Source organism: Lysobacter sp. Soil_C_15, from assembly GCF_057657315.1.
Genome location: NZ_JBDGIR010000008.1, coordinates 1 through 13,617 on the forward strand (window position 1 = coordinate 1; position 13,617 = coordinate 13,617).

The 13,617-nt window shown below is 72.3% G+C and carries 11 protein-coding genes; 2 read left to right on the top strand and 9 right to left on the bottom strand.

What is annotated here, in order from left to right; genetic code table 11:
- The first annotated feature begins 695 nt into the window (after positions 1–695).
- Positions 696–2,387, top strand: coding sequence for a YbaL family putative K(+) efflux transporter (ybaL, locus tag AC3A57_RS17525; protein ID WP_487580099.1), 1,692 nt, complete (start codon positions 696–698; stop codon positions 2,385–2,387).
- A 44-nt stretch (positions 2,388–2,431) separates the two neighbouring features.
- Positions 2,432–3,115: a YceH family protein gene (locus AC3A57_RS17530; protein WP_487580100.1), complete on the top strand. Its 684-nt coding sequence runs from the start codon at positions 2,432–2,434 to the stop codon at positions 3,113–3,115.
- 74 nt (positions 3,116–3,189) lie between these two features.
- Here the strand turns inward: AC3A57_RS17530 and AC3A57_RS17535 are convergent, their stop codons facing one another.
- The 9 genes from AC3A57_RS17535 to AC3A57_RS17575 form a co-directional block, all read right to left on the bottom strand.
- Complete coding sequence (locus AC3A57_RS17535) at positions 3,190–4,113, bottom strand: AraC family transcriptional regulator (RefSeq protein WP_487580101.1); 924 nt, start codon at positions 4,111–4,113, stop codon at positions 3,190–3,192.
- Between the two features lie 98 nt (positions 4,114–4,211).
- Entirely contained in the window at positions 4,212–4,955 is a 744-nt protein-coding gene (locus AC3A57_RS17540) for an adenosylcobinamide-GDP ribazoletransferase (protein ID WP_487580102.1), read from the bottom strand.
- Complete coding sequence (locus AC3A57_RS17545) at positions 4,952–5,590, bottom strand: histidine phosphatase family protein (RefSeq protein ID WP_487580103.1); 639 nt, start codon at positions 5,588–5,590, stop codon at positions 4,952–4,954. The genes AC3A57_RS17540 and AC3A57_RS17545 overlap by 4 nt, the downstream gene beginning before the upstream one ends.
- A gap of 46 nt (positions 5,591–5,636) precedes the next feature.
- Positions 5,637–6,722, bottom strand: coding sequence for a nicotinate-nucleotide--dimethylbenzimidazole phosphoribosyltransferase (gene cobT, locus AC3A57_RS17550; RefSeq protein ID WP_487580104.1), 1,086 nt, complete (start codon positions 6,720–6,722; stop codon positions 5,637–5,639).
- Positions 6,719–7,276: a bifunctional adenosylcobinamide kinase/adenosylcobinamide-phosphate guanylyltransferase gene (gene cobU, locus AC3A57_RS17555; protein WP_487580105.1), complete on the bottom strand. Its 558-nt coding sequence runs from the start codon at positions 7,274–7,276 to the stop codon at positions 6,719–6,721. The genes cobT and cobU overlap by 4 nt, the downstream gene beginning before the upstream one ends.
- Positions 7,264–8,748 (bottom strand): cobyric acid synthase, encoded by a 1,485-nt coding sequence (locus AC3A57_RS17560; RefSeq protein ID WP_487580106.1) that lies wholly within the window; start codon positions 8,746–8,748, stop codon positions 7,264–7,266. Before AC3A57_RS17560 ends, cobU begins: the two co-directional genes overlap by 13 nt.
- On the bottom strand, positions 8,745–9,755 hold the full coding sequence (gene cobD, locus AC3A57_RS17565) for a threonine-phosphate decarboxylase CobD (protein ID WP_487580107.1): 1,011 nt from the start codon (positions 9,753–9,755) through the stop codon (positions 8,745–8,747). Before cobD ends, AC3A57_RS17560 begins: the two co-directional genes overlap by 4 nt.
- Positions 9,748–11,313 carry a hypothetical protein gene (locus tag AC3A57_RS17570; protein ID WP_487580108.1) on the bottom strand — a complete coding sequence of 522 codons (1,566 nt, stop codon included), beginning with the start codon at positions 11,311–11,313 and terminating at the stop codon, positions 9,748–9,750. The genes cobD and AC3A57_RS17570 overlap by 8 nt, the downstream gene beginning before the upstream one ends.
- The gene (locus tag AC3A57_RS17575; protein WP_487580109.1) at positions 11,310–13,445 is read right to left on the bottom strand and encodes a TonB-dependent receptor; all 2,136 of its coding nucleotides are present in this window, start codon (positions 13,443–13,445) and stop codon (positions 11,310–11,312) included. Before AC3A57_RS17575 ends, AC3A57_RS17570 begins: the two co-directional genes overlap by 4 nt.
- Between the last annotated feature and the right edge of the window lie 172 nt (positions 13,446–13,617).

Here is a 13,617-nt window from a genome sequence, read left to right on the forward strand (position 1 = left end):
GGTTAGACAGTGCCGTTACTTTCTTTGTCGCCTTGGACAAAGAAAGTGACCCGGCCGCTTGCGGACGGAAGCTTTGCTTTTGAGCTTTTGAGCTTTTGAGCTTTGTAGCTTTAGAAGCCTTCGAACGACGAACGCCGCGAGACCGCAAGAACGCGGTCGCGGCTTACGCCGCTCCTACAGGGGCGCAGGACAAAGACGTGGCTAGTGGGAGGGACGGCGGTCGCGGCTTTAGAAGCCTTCGAACGACAGACGCCGCGAGACCTTCAGAACGCGGTCGCGGCTTGCGCCGCTCCTACAAGGGGCGCAGGACAAAGACGTGGCGCGGTCGCGGCTTGTGACCGAAGGAAGTCCCTGTGGGACGCCGCACCTACATAAGGCATGCGACGCCAAAGCATGCTACGCCGCTGCGATCGGTCTCGCGCAAATTCACATGGCGCATACGCGAAGCGGCGCATCGGGCTGAATCGGCATTCATGCGCGCGGCCGCGCCGCGCCGCCGCGCATCGCCAGCGCCCGGTGCCGGGCAAACCGCTGAAATCCAGGCCCGCCGGCGACGCGCCGTTCGTCGCCGGTCCGGCCGCCCGGATAAAAATCAAGCAGAAACAATCATTTGCAAGCACCGAAAACGGCGGAAACACTTGCGCCGAAACCCTGCTTGCACACATTCTTGCAAGGACCAGACCACAGGAGAGCCGATGCACCACACGTCCCTGATCGCGATTCTGGTAGCCGGCTTCGTCCTGGCCTTCATCTTCGGAATGATCGCGCAACGCCTGCGGCTGTCGCCGCTGGTGGGCTACCTCATCGCCGGCATCGTCGCCGGCCCCTTCACGCCCGGCTTCGTCGGCGACCAGACCCTGGCGCCGCAGTTGGCCGAGATCGGCGTCATCCTGCTGATGTTCGGCGTCGGCCTGCATTTCTCGCTGCGCGACCTGCTCGAGGTCAAGGGCATCGCCCTGCCCGGCGCGGTGGTGCAGATCGCCGTCGCCACTGCCCTGGGTTGGGGCATGGCCTGGATGCTGGGGTGGTCGCACGGTGCGGGGCTGGTGTTCGGCCTGGCCTTGTCGGTCGCCAGCACCGTGGTGCTGTTGCGGGCGTTGGAAGAACGGCGCCTGGTCGAGACCGGCAAGGGCCGGATCGCGGTCGGCTGGCTGATCGTCGAGGACCTGGCGATGGTGCTGGCCCTGGTGCTGCTGCCGGCGCTGTCGGGCCTGCTCAAGGGCGAGGCCACCGACGGCGCGCAGATCTGGTCGCAGTTGTTCACCACCCTGGCCAAGGTCGGCGCCTTCATCGCGGTGATGCTGATCGTCGGCCGGCGGGTGATCCCGTGGATCCTCGAGCGCGTCGCCGGCACCGGTTCGCGCGAACTGTTCACCCTGTGCGTGCTGGCCATCGCCCTGGGCGTGGCGTTCGGTTCGGCCGAATTGTTCGGGGTGTCGTTCGCGCTCGGCGCGTTCTTCGCCGGGATGATGCTCAACGAATCCGAATTCAGCCATCAGGCCGCCAACGAGACCCTGCCGCTGCGCGACGCCTTCGCGGTGCTGTTCTTCGTCTCGGTCGGCATGCTGTTCAACCCGATGATCCTGATCCAGGAGCCGCTGGAAGTGCTGGCGGTGTTCGCGATCATCGTGCTCGGCAAGTCGGTGGCCGCGTACGCCATCGTGCGCGCGTTCGGCAAGCCGCACACCACCGCGCTGATGATTTCCGCCAGCCTGGCCCAGATCGGCGAGTTCTCCTTCATCCTCGCCACCCTCGGCCTGGACCTGGAGATCCTGCCCAAGGAAGGCCAGGACCTGATCCTGGCCGGCGCGCTGCTGTCGATCATCGTCAATCCGCTGCTGTTCGCCTGGCTGGACCGCAAGCAGGCACGCGAAGCCGCGGCGCTGCAGGAAGCCAAGACCGACCCGGTGGTGCCGCCGGTGCCGGCCGACATCGACCGGCACGTGATCCTGATCGGCTACGGCCGGGTCGGCAGCGAACTGGCGCGGCTGCTGACCGACCGCGGCGTGCCGCTGGTGGTGATCGACGGCGAAGACAGCCTGATCGCCAAGGCGCGCGCCGCCGGCTTGCCGGCGATCCTCGGCAACGCGGTCAACGAGCGGGTGCTGCGCGAAGCGGTGCCGGAGCGCGCGACCACGGTGATGCTGGCGATCCCGCAGGCGCTGGAGGCCGGCGAGATCATCGCCAAGCTGCGCGAGATCAACCCGGGACTGAGCATCGTCGCCCGCGCGCACAGCGACAACGAGGTCCGGCACCTGCTCGAACACGGCGCCGACGGTGCGGTGATGGCCGAGCGCGAGCTGGCCCACAGCCTGGCGGAAATGGTCATGGCCGCGCCGGTGTATCGTGGCGGCCGCCATCTGCCGCCGTCGACCGCGCTGACCTGAGCCCGCGTCCACGACTCTTTCCCACGATCTGCTGCGATACCGTCATGAGCGAAGCCACCGACCCGACCCCGCCCCAGGACGCTTCCGAATCCGCCGCGCCGCAGCTCAGCGCGGTCGAGGCGCGGATCGTCGCCTGCCTGATCGAGAAAGAGGCGACCACGCCCGACGTCTACCCGCTGACCCTCAACGCCATCGTCGCCGCCTGCAATCAGAAGACCGCGCGCGAGCCGACGATGCAGTTGGAGCAGGGCGAGATCGCCAACGCCCTGCGCCGGCTGGAACCGCGCGGCTGGGTCAAGTCGCAGCACACCGCGCGCGCCGAGCGTTATTCCCACCGCGCCGCGGCGGTGCTGGACCTGACCCGTCCGCAGGCGGCGCTGGTCGCCCTGCTGATGCTGCGCGGCCCGCAGACCGCTTACGAGCTGTTGTCGCGTAGCGAGCGCCTGGCCAAGTTCGATTCGGTCGGCGACGTGCAGTACGCGCTGGAGCGCCTGGCCCAGCACAGCCCGCCGCTGGTGCGGATGCTGGGGCGGCAGAGCGGCCAGCGCGAAGACCGCTACGGCCATCTGCTCAGCGGCGAACCGGTCTGGCACGGCAGCGCCCACGACGCCGGGCATGGCGACGGCGGCGGCTCGGCCGAGGCGCGGTCGGCCCTGGTCGAACGGATCGAAGCGCTGGAAGCGAAGCTCGCCGAACTGGAAGCGCGGCTGGAGGCGGCGGGGGCGTAGCTCCGTCGACGGGATGCCCGTAGCTTCTGCAGAAGCGGCGTCCCGTGGGATTTCTTGCGCTCGCAAGCCGCGGCTCAGGCTTGCAGCGGCAGGTAGACGTCGGTGCGCAGCAAGGCCTGCGGCACCTGATCGGGGTCGTCCAGGTAATCGTGGTAGAGCGGCGCATCGCCGATGCGCTCGCCGCTGGCCGGCAGCCAGCGCGCGAGCAGCGCATCGGTCAGCGCTTCCAGGCCGTCGAAGGCGCCGACATGGCGCACCCGTGCGTAGCGCCCGCCGCCCAGCCGCAGCAGGCGCAAGCCCGGTGCGCCCGCCAAGTCCAGGTCCGCGCCCAGCGCCAGCATGCAGTCGAAGCGGCATTGCGGCTCGGCCACGTCGCGACGGTCGTCCACGGCCACGCCGTACAGACCCTGCAGCCGGTCGAGCAGACCGTGCTCGCCGGCCCAGCCGAACAGGCGCTCGTAACCGGCGTGCTTGGCCTGGTAGCCGCCTTGCACCCGCAGCGCCACGACCTGGAACGGATCGATGCTGACCACTTCGACCCGCAGCGGCGGCGCGTCCTCGCCCTGCTCCGGCTGCGGCGGTTGCGCCAGCCGGTCGATCTCGCGCCATAGCCGCTGCGGCTCGGCGCGCAGTTCGCTGGGCGCGCTGCCCAGGCTCTGGCGCAACGCGCGGGTGAAGGCCTGCGCGCTCTGGTAGCCGACCGCGAGCGCGGCGTCGGTGACGCTGCGCTGTTCGCTGGCGAGCAGGCGCAGCCCCTGCAGCAGGCGCAGCCGGGCTACGGTCTGGCCGGTGGTCTCGCCGGTCATGGCGCGGTACACGCGGTGGAAGTGGAACGGCGAGAACGCCGCCGCTTCGGCCAGTCGGCCCAGCTCGGGCGGCTCTTCGCCCTGGGCGATGGCGCGTTCGATCAGGGCGACCGCGCGCTCGATGCGGCGCTGGTGCGCGTCGCGGGTGCCGGCTTTGAGCGCGGGACGTGCGGCTTCGTTGACGGGGGCCATCGCAGTGTCCTCGGGGAGGTCGGGCGGGATGCGGCCAGGATGGCCCGCGCCGGCGCCGCCGGCGGTTCCGATCTTGCGCTTTCGCGCCCCGCCGCGGCTCAGACGCTGGCCGCGAACCCCACCAGCACGGCGGCCTCCACCGCTTCGGCCAGGGCGCCGCAGCAATCGCCGGTCATGCCCTGCAGGCGCTCGCGCCAGGCCCGGCGCCACAGCGCGAACACCAGCCAAGCCAGGCCCAGCGCCAGCGCACCGCGCCAACCCGCCAGGGCGCAGGCCGCGGCGCTGATCAGCAATGCGGCGATGCAGGCCGCGCGCGGCGCGGCGACCAGGGACTGGCCGAGCCCGCCGCTGCGCACATAGGGCGTGCTCAGAAACGCCAGGGTCAGGGCCGCGCGCGCCAGCACCGGCGCCAGCAGCAGCGCCGCCCAGGCCGGCGCCGGCAGGCTGGCCAGCGCGGCGAATTTCAGCACCAGGACCAGCACCACCGCGACCACGCCGACCGGGCCGCTGCGCGGATCCTTCATGATCGCCAGGGTGCGCTCGCGCCGTTCCTGCGCGGTCGCGCCCATGCCGCCGACCCAGCCATCGGCGCTGTCGGCCAGGCCGTCCAGGTGCAGGGCTCCGGTCAGGCCGACCCAGGCCGTCAGCAGCAACGCCGCCGACAACAGCGGCGGCCGGGTCTGCAAGGCCCAGGCCAGTGCGCACAGCAGCGCACCGATCGCCAATCCCGCGGCCGGGTACCAGGCCAGCGAGCGCGTCTGCGCCTGCGGATCCTCGAACACCCGCGCCGGCACCGGAATCCGGGTCAGGAACCCGATCGCCGCCAGCAGCGCGCGCATCAACCGCCGACCGGGTCCGCTTCGAGGCGTTCGCTGCGCTCGGCGCGATGGAGCGGATGGCCGGCGCCGAGCGGCGCGCTGGCCGATGCCGGCGGCGGCCACGGCAACGGGTGCAGCGAGGCGTGGCCGACGTCGATCGCCAGCATATCGCTGTAACGGCGCCCGGCGGCCAGGCAACGCAGCAGGCGGATCACCCCGCCGTGGGTGATCACCAGCACGCGTCGGCCGGCATGCTGCTGGGCCAGGTCGTGGGTCGCCGCGACCAGCCGAGCGGTGAAGACTTCGAAGGTTTCCGCGCCCGGCGGCGGGTAGGCGACCGGGTCGGCCCAGAACTGCGCCAGCGCCTCGCCCTGATCGGCGGCGATGGCGTCGACCGAGCGGCCCTGCCAGTCGCCGAAGTGGTACTCGACCAGGCGCGGTTCCACGCTCAACGGCAGCCCGCGCGACTGCGACAGGTCGCGCGCGAACGCGGCGCAACGTTGCAGGGGCGAGCTGACCACCGCATCCCATTCGCGCCCGCGCACCGCATCGCGCATCTGCCGCCAGCCCAGCTCCAACAGGCTGTCGTCGAGCTGTCCGCGGTAGCTGCGATGGCCGGTGTCGCCATGGCGCAGCAGGTCGATCTGGGCAAGCGTCATCGCTTCGGCTCCGTTCCGTGTGCGCGTCGAGCGGTGGGAGCCCCCATCATGCCCGCTCCGCGTGACCGGTGGAGACGCCGGCTTGTAGAAAAGTCGCCATTTCGCCATGCAGCGCACAGGACAGGCGCAGCAACGGCACCGCGACCGCCGCGCCGCTGGCTTCGCCCAGGCGCATGCCCAGGTCGAGCAAGGGTTGCGCCCGCATCGCGTCCAACACCGCGGCGTGGCCGCGCTCCTGCGAACGGTGCGCATACAGCAGCCAGGGCTCGCAGCCCGGATTGAGCGCGCGCGCGGCCAGCGCGGCGACGCTGGCGATGAAACCGTCGACCAGCACCGCCAGGCCGGCCTGGGCCGCGGCGAGGTAGGCGCCGGCCAGCGCCGCGATCTCGAAGCCGCCGAGACGGCGCAGCCGCTCGGCCGCGACCTGCGCCGCATCGCCCGGGCCGGCCGACGCATGCAGGGCCAGCGCGCGTTCGATCACTACGATCTTGTGTTCGATCCCGGCCGCGTCCAGGCCGGTGCCGGCGCCGGCCAGTTCCGCCGGCGCGCGCCCCAGCAGCGCGCAAGCCAGGGCCGCCGCCGCGGTGGTGTTGGCGATGCCCATCTCGCCGCCGACGAACAGCTGCGCGCCGTGTTCGCGCGCCCGGCGCACGCTGTCGGCGCCGGCCGCCAGCGCCGCGTGCCACTGCGCCGGAGACATCGCCGGCTCCTGGCAGAAGTTGGCGCTGGACGGCGCGATCCGGATGCGCCGCACACCGGCGATCGGGCCGGGGTCGTTGACCGTCCCCAGGTCGACCACGTCCAGGTGCGCGCCGAGGCTGCGCGCCAGCACCGCGATCGCCGCGCCGCCGCCGGCGAAGTTGCGCAGCATTTCGCCGGTCACCGCTTGCGGAAACGCCGATACGCCCTCGGCGGCGACGCCGTGGTCGGCGGCGAACACCGAAATCCAGACCCGATCGACGGTCGGCGTCGGCGTGCCTTGCAGGCCGGCCAGGCGGATCGCCAGGTCCTCCAGCCGGCCCAGCGAACCGGGCGGTTTGGTCAGTTGGCCCTGACGCGCCTGCGCCTGCGCCTGGACCTCGGCCTGCGGCTGCGCGCACGCGCGCCGCCACCAAGATGCATCGTCGTTCATTGTGCGACTCCTACTATCGCGCCCGTCCCGCCCAGCGCGGGCGGCGCGCCTTTCAAAACCAGAGGCAGGCCCGCGGCGACGAACAGCACCTGCGGGCACAACGCGCCCAGCGCCTGGTGCAGCCGCCCGGCTTCGTCGACATAGCGGCGGCTGATCTCGCCCATCGGCACCACCCCGAGCCCGACCTCGTTGCCGACCAGCAGCACCCGGCCCGGCAGCGACGGCAGGGTCGCCAGCAGGTCGGCGCGTTCGCGCGCGAACGCGGCCGGTTCGGCGCCGAACAACAGATTGCTCAGCCACAGGGTCAGGCAGTCGACCAGCACGCAGCGCTGCGGCGCGGCATGCGCGCGCAAGGCCGCGGCCAGGGCGATCGGCTCTTCGATACAGCGCCAGTGCGCCGGCCGGCGCGCGCGGTGATGGGCGATGCGTTCGGCCATTTCCGCATCGCCGGCCTGACCGGTGGCGATGTAGACCACCTCGGCATGCTCGCCGGCGATGCGTTCGGCCAGCGCGCTCTTGCCCGAGCGCGCGCCGCCGAGGATCAGGCTGTGCATGCGGGTTCCTCCAGTCCGAAGCATTGCGCCAGGCGCGCGGTGTCCAGGTGCGCCTCGACCGCGTCGGCGAGCCGCTCGATGCCGGCTTCGCGCAAGGCGGCCAAGTCCAGCGGCTGCGCCTGTTCCAGACCGGCCCAGCGCAGCAGCGCGGCCAGCGCCTGCGGCGCATCGAACAGACCGTGCAGATAGGTGCCCAGCACCTGCCCGTCGGCGGACAGCGCGCCGTCGTCGCGGCCGTCGTCCAAACGCAGCGCGGGCCGCTGCAGCGCGAGGCCGTGGCTGATCCCGCAATGGATTTCGTAGCCGGCGACAGTCGCCGATTCGTCGTCGAACGCGAACCGTCCCTGCACGTTGCGCAGTTGCTTGTGCGGCTCCAGCGTGGTCTCCAGCTCCAGCCAGCCCAATCCCGCGCTCGAGCCAGGTTCGCCCTCGATGCCGTGCGGATCGTGCACCGCGCGGCCGAGCATCTGCAGCCCGCCGCAAATGCCGATCACCCGCCCGCCGTAGCGCAGATGGCGTGCGATCGCCTCGGCCCAGCCGTGGCGGCGCAGCCAGTCCAGGTCGGCGCGGGTCGATTTCGACCCCGGCAGCACGATCAGATCGCAGGCCGGCGCCGTCTCGCCGGGGCCGACGAAGCGGCACTCGACCTGCGGGTGCGCGCGCAGCGCATCGAAATCGTTGTGGTTGCTGATCCGCGGCAGCGCCGGCACGACCACGCGCAGGCGCGCGCCGGCCTTGGCCGCCGATTCGCGCGGCAAGGCGTCTTCGGCCTCCAGGTGCAGCCCGTGCAGATAGGGCAGCACGCCGAGCACCGGCTTGCCGGTCTCGCGCTCCAGCCAGTCCAGTCCGGGTTGCAGCAGGGCGATGTCGCCGCGGAACCGGTTGATCACGAAGCCAATCACCCGCGCGCGTTCGCTATCCGACAGCAGGGCCAGGGTGCCGACCAGATGCGCGAACACGCCGCCGCGGTCGATGTCGGCGATCAGCACGACCGGGCAGTCGACCGCCTCGGCATAGCCCATGTTGGCGATGTCGCGGTCGCGCAGGTTGATCTCGGCCGGGCTGCCGGCGCCTTCGACCACCACCGCCCGGTAGCGTTCGCACAGGCGCGCGTGCGAGGCCAGCACCGCGGCCATCGCGGTGCGCTTGTAGTCGTGATAGGCGCGCGCGTCCAGGTTGGCCACCGCGCGGCCGTGCACGATCACCTGCGCGCCGGTGTCGCTGTTGGGCTTGAGCAGGATCGGGTTGAAGTCGGTGTGCGGCGCCAGCCCGGCGGCTTGCGCCTGCACCGCCTGGGCCCGGCCGATCTCGCCGCCGTCGGCGGCGACCGCGGAATTCAGCGCCATGTTCTGCGGCTTGAACGGCGCCACCGCCACGCCGCGCCGGTGCAGCCAGCGGCACAGCGCGGTGACCAGGGCGCTCTTGCCGGCATCGGAGGTGCAGCCCTGCACCATCAGCACGCGCGCGCTCAACGCTGCGTCTCCATCGTTGCTATCTCCTCCACCGCGGCGGCCAGCGCCGCGTCGAGCCGGCTCCATTCGGCCTGGTCCCCGGGCAGGCCGAAGCGCAGGCTCGGCGGTTGCTCGAACAAGCGGGTCAGCACGCCGCGCCGGGCCAGGGCCTGGTGCAGCGCCGCCGCCTCGTCGCAGCGGCGCCATTGGAAGAACGCGCAGCCGCCGCTCGGCGCCAAATCGTGCGCACTGAGCAGCGCGGCCAGACGCGCGCCTTGCGCGAGCAGGCGCTCACGCTGCGTCGCCTGCCAATCGCGGTCGGCCAGCGCTGCGCGCAACACGTGCCGGGCCGGGCCGGTCAGGGTCCACGGGCCCAGCCGTTCGCGCAGCGCCTGCAGCAGCGCCGGCGCGGCGCAGACGAAGCCGGCGCGGGCCCCGGCCAGGCCGAAGAACTTGCCTACCGACCGCAGCACGATCAGCCCCTCGCGTGCGCTGTCGGCGCACAGGCTGTGCTCGGGGGTCGCATCCATGAACGCCTCGTCGACCACCAGCCAGCCGCCGCGCGCGGCCAACGACGCCTGCGCCTGCAACAACGCCTCGCGCTCGAAGCGGTCGCCGCCAGGATTGTTCGGATGGATCAGCACCAGCACGTCGAACTCGTCCGCGCGGCGCAACAGTTCGGCCGCCGGCAGGGACTGCACCGCGTGGCCGCAGCGCCGCCAGGCGTGCGCATGCTCGGCGTAGCCGGGCGCGAGCACCCCGACCCGCGCCGGCGCGCGCAACTCCGGCAAGGCCTGGATCGCCGCCTGCGAACCGGCCACCGGCCACAGCGCGGGCGCGCCGTAGTAGGCGCAAGCGATCTCGACCAGACCGTCGTCGTCTTCGGGCAGGCGCTGCCAGGCGCGCGCCGGGACCGCCGGCACCGGCCACGCGAACGGGCTGATTCCGGTCGACAGATCGAGCCAGCGCTCCGGCGCGATGCCGTAGCGTTGCGCCGCCCGCAGCAAGCGTCCGCCGTGTTCAAGCATGGGTCGACTCCGGATCGGGGCCGCCGCGCGAGCCAGCGCAGCGGCCGATGGAAAAGCGGGGCTCAGGATACCGACGCGCCCGCCGCGTCCGTGCGGCGCGCGCCAGGGCGATCGCCCGCAGGCGCTTGCAGGCGACCAGGATCGCGGTGACCGCCAAGGCCGCGCCGATCGCCAGGCCGCCCAGCAACAGGCCCAGGCGCAGGCGCGGACGTTGCAGCAGCCACGGCAGGTCCCAGCTGTGCAGGCCGTGGTAGAGCCAGCGTTCGATGCGGCTGCGGCGGTCGCTGCTGGCGACGATCTCGCCGCGCGCCGGCGCGATCTGCACCCAACTCGCGGCCGGATCGGCCAAACGCAGGCGCCAGACCGGCAGCGGCGGCGGATCGCGATGCGCCGCGTGCAGGTAGTAGGCGTCGTAGGCGCGCAGTTCCCGCCGCGCCGCGATCTTCACCCCGCTGGCGGCTTCGGCGCGGCGCAGCGCGGCGCCCAGATCCGGCGCCTGCGCAGCATCGGCCAGCGCCGGTGCCCAGGCCGACGCGCCCTCGCGCGACTCCAGCCGGTACCAGGGTTCGCCGGCCAACCACAGCAATTCGGCTTCGAGCCAGCCCGGGCCCGCCGGCACGCGCGCGCTCCACCGCGCCGGCCATGCCGGCGGCGGCGCGGCATAGGCCTCGCGCCAACGTTCCAGCGCCGGGTTCGGCGGCGCGCGCAGCGGTCCCATCGACATCCAGCCGCTGAACAGCCAGCTCAGCATCAGCAACCCGCCGCCCCAGCCGAGCCAGTGGTGCCAGGCGTACACGCCGCGATACTGAGTGATCCGGCGCACGCGCCGCCAGACGTCGACGCTGCGCCAGGCGCCGATCGCGACGCCGGCCAGCGCGGCGAGCAAAGCCGCACCCGACAGCCACATCACCACTTGCCGCCACAGCGCCGGTTGCGCGCGCAAGGCGGTCGGATAAATCCAATGCACGATCGCCCCGACCCAGTTCCAGCCGCGCTCGCTGCGGGTGCTGTCGCGCACCACCTCGCCGGTGATCGCCGAGACGTACAACTCGGTCGCCCGCGCATCGGCGAAACGCAGCTTGTGCAAGGGCGGACGCAGGCCGGACAGGCCGTTGAGGGTCCACTGATCGCGCTCCAACCGGCCGAGGTAACGCGGCGTCGCGGCCGCCTCGCCGCGCCGGCGCTGGAAATCGCGCGCCACCGCCGCCGCGGCCGAGGCGTCGAGCGCGGGCAGCACGCGGCCGTCGTCGGCGCCGACCAGGTGCCAGCGCTCGTCGCGATCGCGCAGCCGCCATACCGGCCGTGCGCCGAGCATGCCCAGCCGCGCGCGCTGCGGCGGGCCGTCCAGCCCGGCCGCCTGCGCCGCCTGTCGCGCATCGATGCGCACCGTCGCCAACGCCAGCTCCGCACGCCCGGCCCGCGCCTCGGCTTCGCTCAGGCGCGGGAACGGCACGAACAGCAACACCGCGCCGGACGCGAACCACAGCAACACCGGCAGCGCCAGGAACACGCCCAGCCAGCGATGCCACCACTGCAACTGGCGCTTGAATGCGTTCAAAAACGCTGCGCCCATTCCAGCTCGAACTCGCGTCCCGGGCCGAGCAGGGCCTGCGAGCGGCCGGAGCCGACGTACAGCGCGTCGCCGAGGTTGCGCGCACGCAAAGTCAATCGACTGCCGACGCGCGGACGCCAGGACAGCTGCGCGTCGGCGACGGTATAGCCGTCGATGCGCGAGCTGTTGGCGTTGTCGTTGTAGCGATGTCCGACCCGGCGCAGGCCCAGCGAGGCGCTCCACGCCTCGACCGGATCGAAGCCCAGCCACAGGTTGAATATCCGCTCCGGGGTGTTCGCCGGAGTCCGGCCGTCGCGCGAGACCAGACCGCCGGCGACGACCTCGCTGAAATCGTCGAACCGCGCGTCCAGCACCGCGGCATTGGCGTCGATCCGCCAGCGCGGCGACAAGGCATAGCCCAGGCCGAGCTCCAGCCCGCGCGAGCTGCGCTGGCCGATCTGCTGGACCCGGTTCGGGTCCGCTTCGTCGCGGCTGAGCAGGTTGCGCTTCTCGATCCGGTACGCGGCCAGCGTCCAGTCGCCGCGGCCGCCGGCGAAACTCTGCTTCAGGCCCAGCTCGACCTGCCGCGCCGGGGTCAGCGACCAGTCCTTCTGCGCCAGCGGCAGGGTCACCAGGCCGGAAATCGGATCGATGCCCTTGCTGGTCTGCGCGTACAGCGAGGTGCGCTGGTCGAGCGCGAACACCGCGCCCAGGCGCCAGGCGGTGAAGTCGAACCGCGCGCCGAAGCCGGTACCGGTCGGCAGCTCCTTGCGCTGCAGCTCGATGCGCTCGCGGCGCAGGCCGCCGACCAGGGTCCAGCGCGGCCACAGCTCGATGCTGTGTTCCAGGTACAGCGCGCGCTGGCGGGTGATGGTGCCGAAACGCGGCTGCGTTCCGGCGAGGTTGACGAAGCCGCCCGGGACGAAATCGAACGCCGGCACCGTGTCGCGGCCGCCGTAGGGACCGTTGTTGCTGTGGGTGAATCGCACCCGAGCGCCTTCCACGCCCAGGTTCAGGCGCTGCGCGCGCCCCCACAGCTCGCCCGCGACGAGCAGGTCGAAACGCTGGCCCCATTGCTCCTGGTCGTGGCCGATTTCGATGAAGTCGCTGCGCACGACCAGGTTCTTGCGCGGATCGAAGGCGTAGCTTTCGGCATTGCGCCAGCGCCGGTCGATCGCCACGCGATAGGTCTCGGCGACCAGTTGGGCGCGGTCGCCGAGGGCGTAGTCCAAGCGCAACCGCGTCAGGCCATCGTCGTAGCGGATATGGCTGTCGGCGACGTCGTAGTTGCGCTCGCGCAGGCGACGGTCGAGACGGCCGTCGGCCAGCGGCGTGCCGAAGTAGCGCGGATCGTGGCGGCGGCCGGCGTCGTACTTCAGCGTCGCGGTCAGGCGCGGGCTCAGGTCCCAGGCCAGGGCGCCGGAGAAGCCGTAGCGTTCGTAGCCGGCGCGGTCGATCTCGCCGTTGCCGCCGGCGCCGGTCAGGTCGGCGCGCCAGCGCACGCGCTCGCCCACGCCCTGTCCCGCGCCGAGGCCGAAGCGGTAGCCGTCCCAGCTCGACACCGCCAGCATCGCCTCGCGCCGCGGCGCGCTTTGCAGGGCGCGCGGCACGTAGTGCACCACGCCGCCGACGCTGCTGTCGCCGAACAGCACCGAGGCCGGGCCGCGCAACACTTCGATCCGATCGAGCTGCCAGGTGTCGCCGGGAAAGCTCAGCGTGCCGGAGGCGACGAACACCCGAGTGCCGTCGTAGACCTGCGCCACCGAACCGTGGCCGGAGAAGCCGCGCAGGCTCAACGAAGAATTTCCGTTGCCGGGCGCGCCCATCGGCACCACCCCGGCGGCGCGCGCCAGCGCGCGTTGCGGGGTATCGTCGCCGCGCTCGCGCAATGTTTCGCCGTCGAGAATCTCGACCGCGGCCGGCAACTCGCGCAGGCTCAAGCCGAGCCGGCTGCCGGCCTCGGCGACGCGCTCCAGCGGCGACTGCGCGCGCACCTGCACCGCGTCGAGGGTGGTGGATTCGTCGGCGCAGGCGGCCTTCGCGAACGCCAGACCGGCCAGGGCCAGGCCGAGGCGGCGCAACGCGGGAGCATGGCGGCTGAAGCGGCGGGTACCGCGGCGGGAAGTTCGGACGGACAAGCGGGCGGTCTCCGGTGCTGGCGCACGGGATGCCTGCAGATCCGGAGCGGCCGGCGCCGGCGCGCCGCTGTGCCGCGACGCGTCCACGCACGAACCCGGCCCGCGCGCGTACGCAGCGGCCGGGGCCGGACGCGTACGCAGCGGCCGGGGCCGGACGCGACGCGATCGGGAT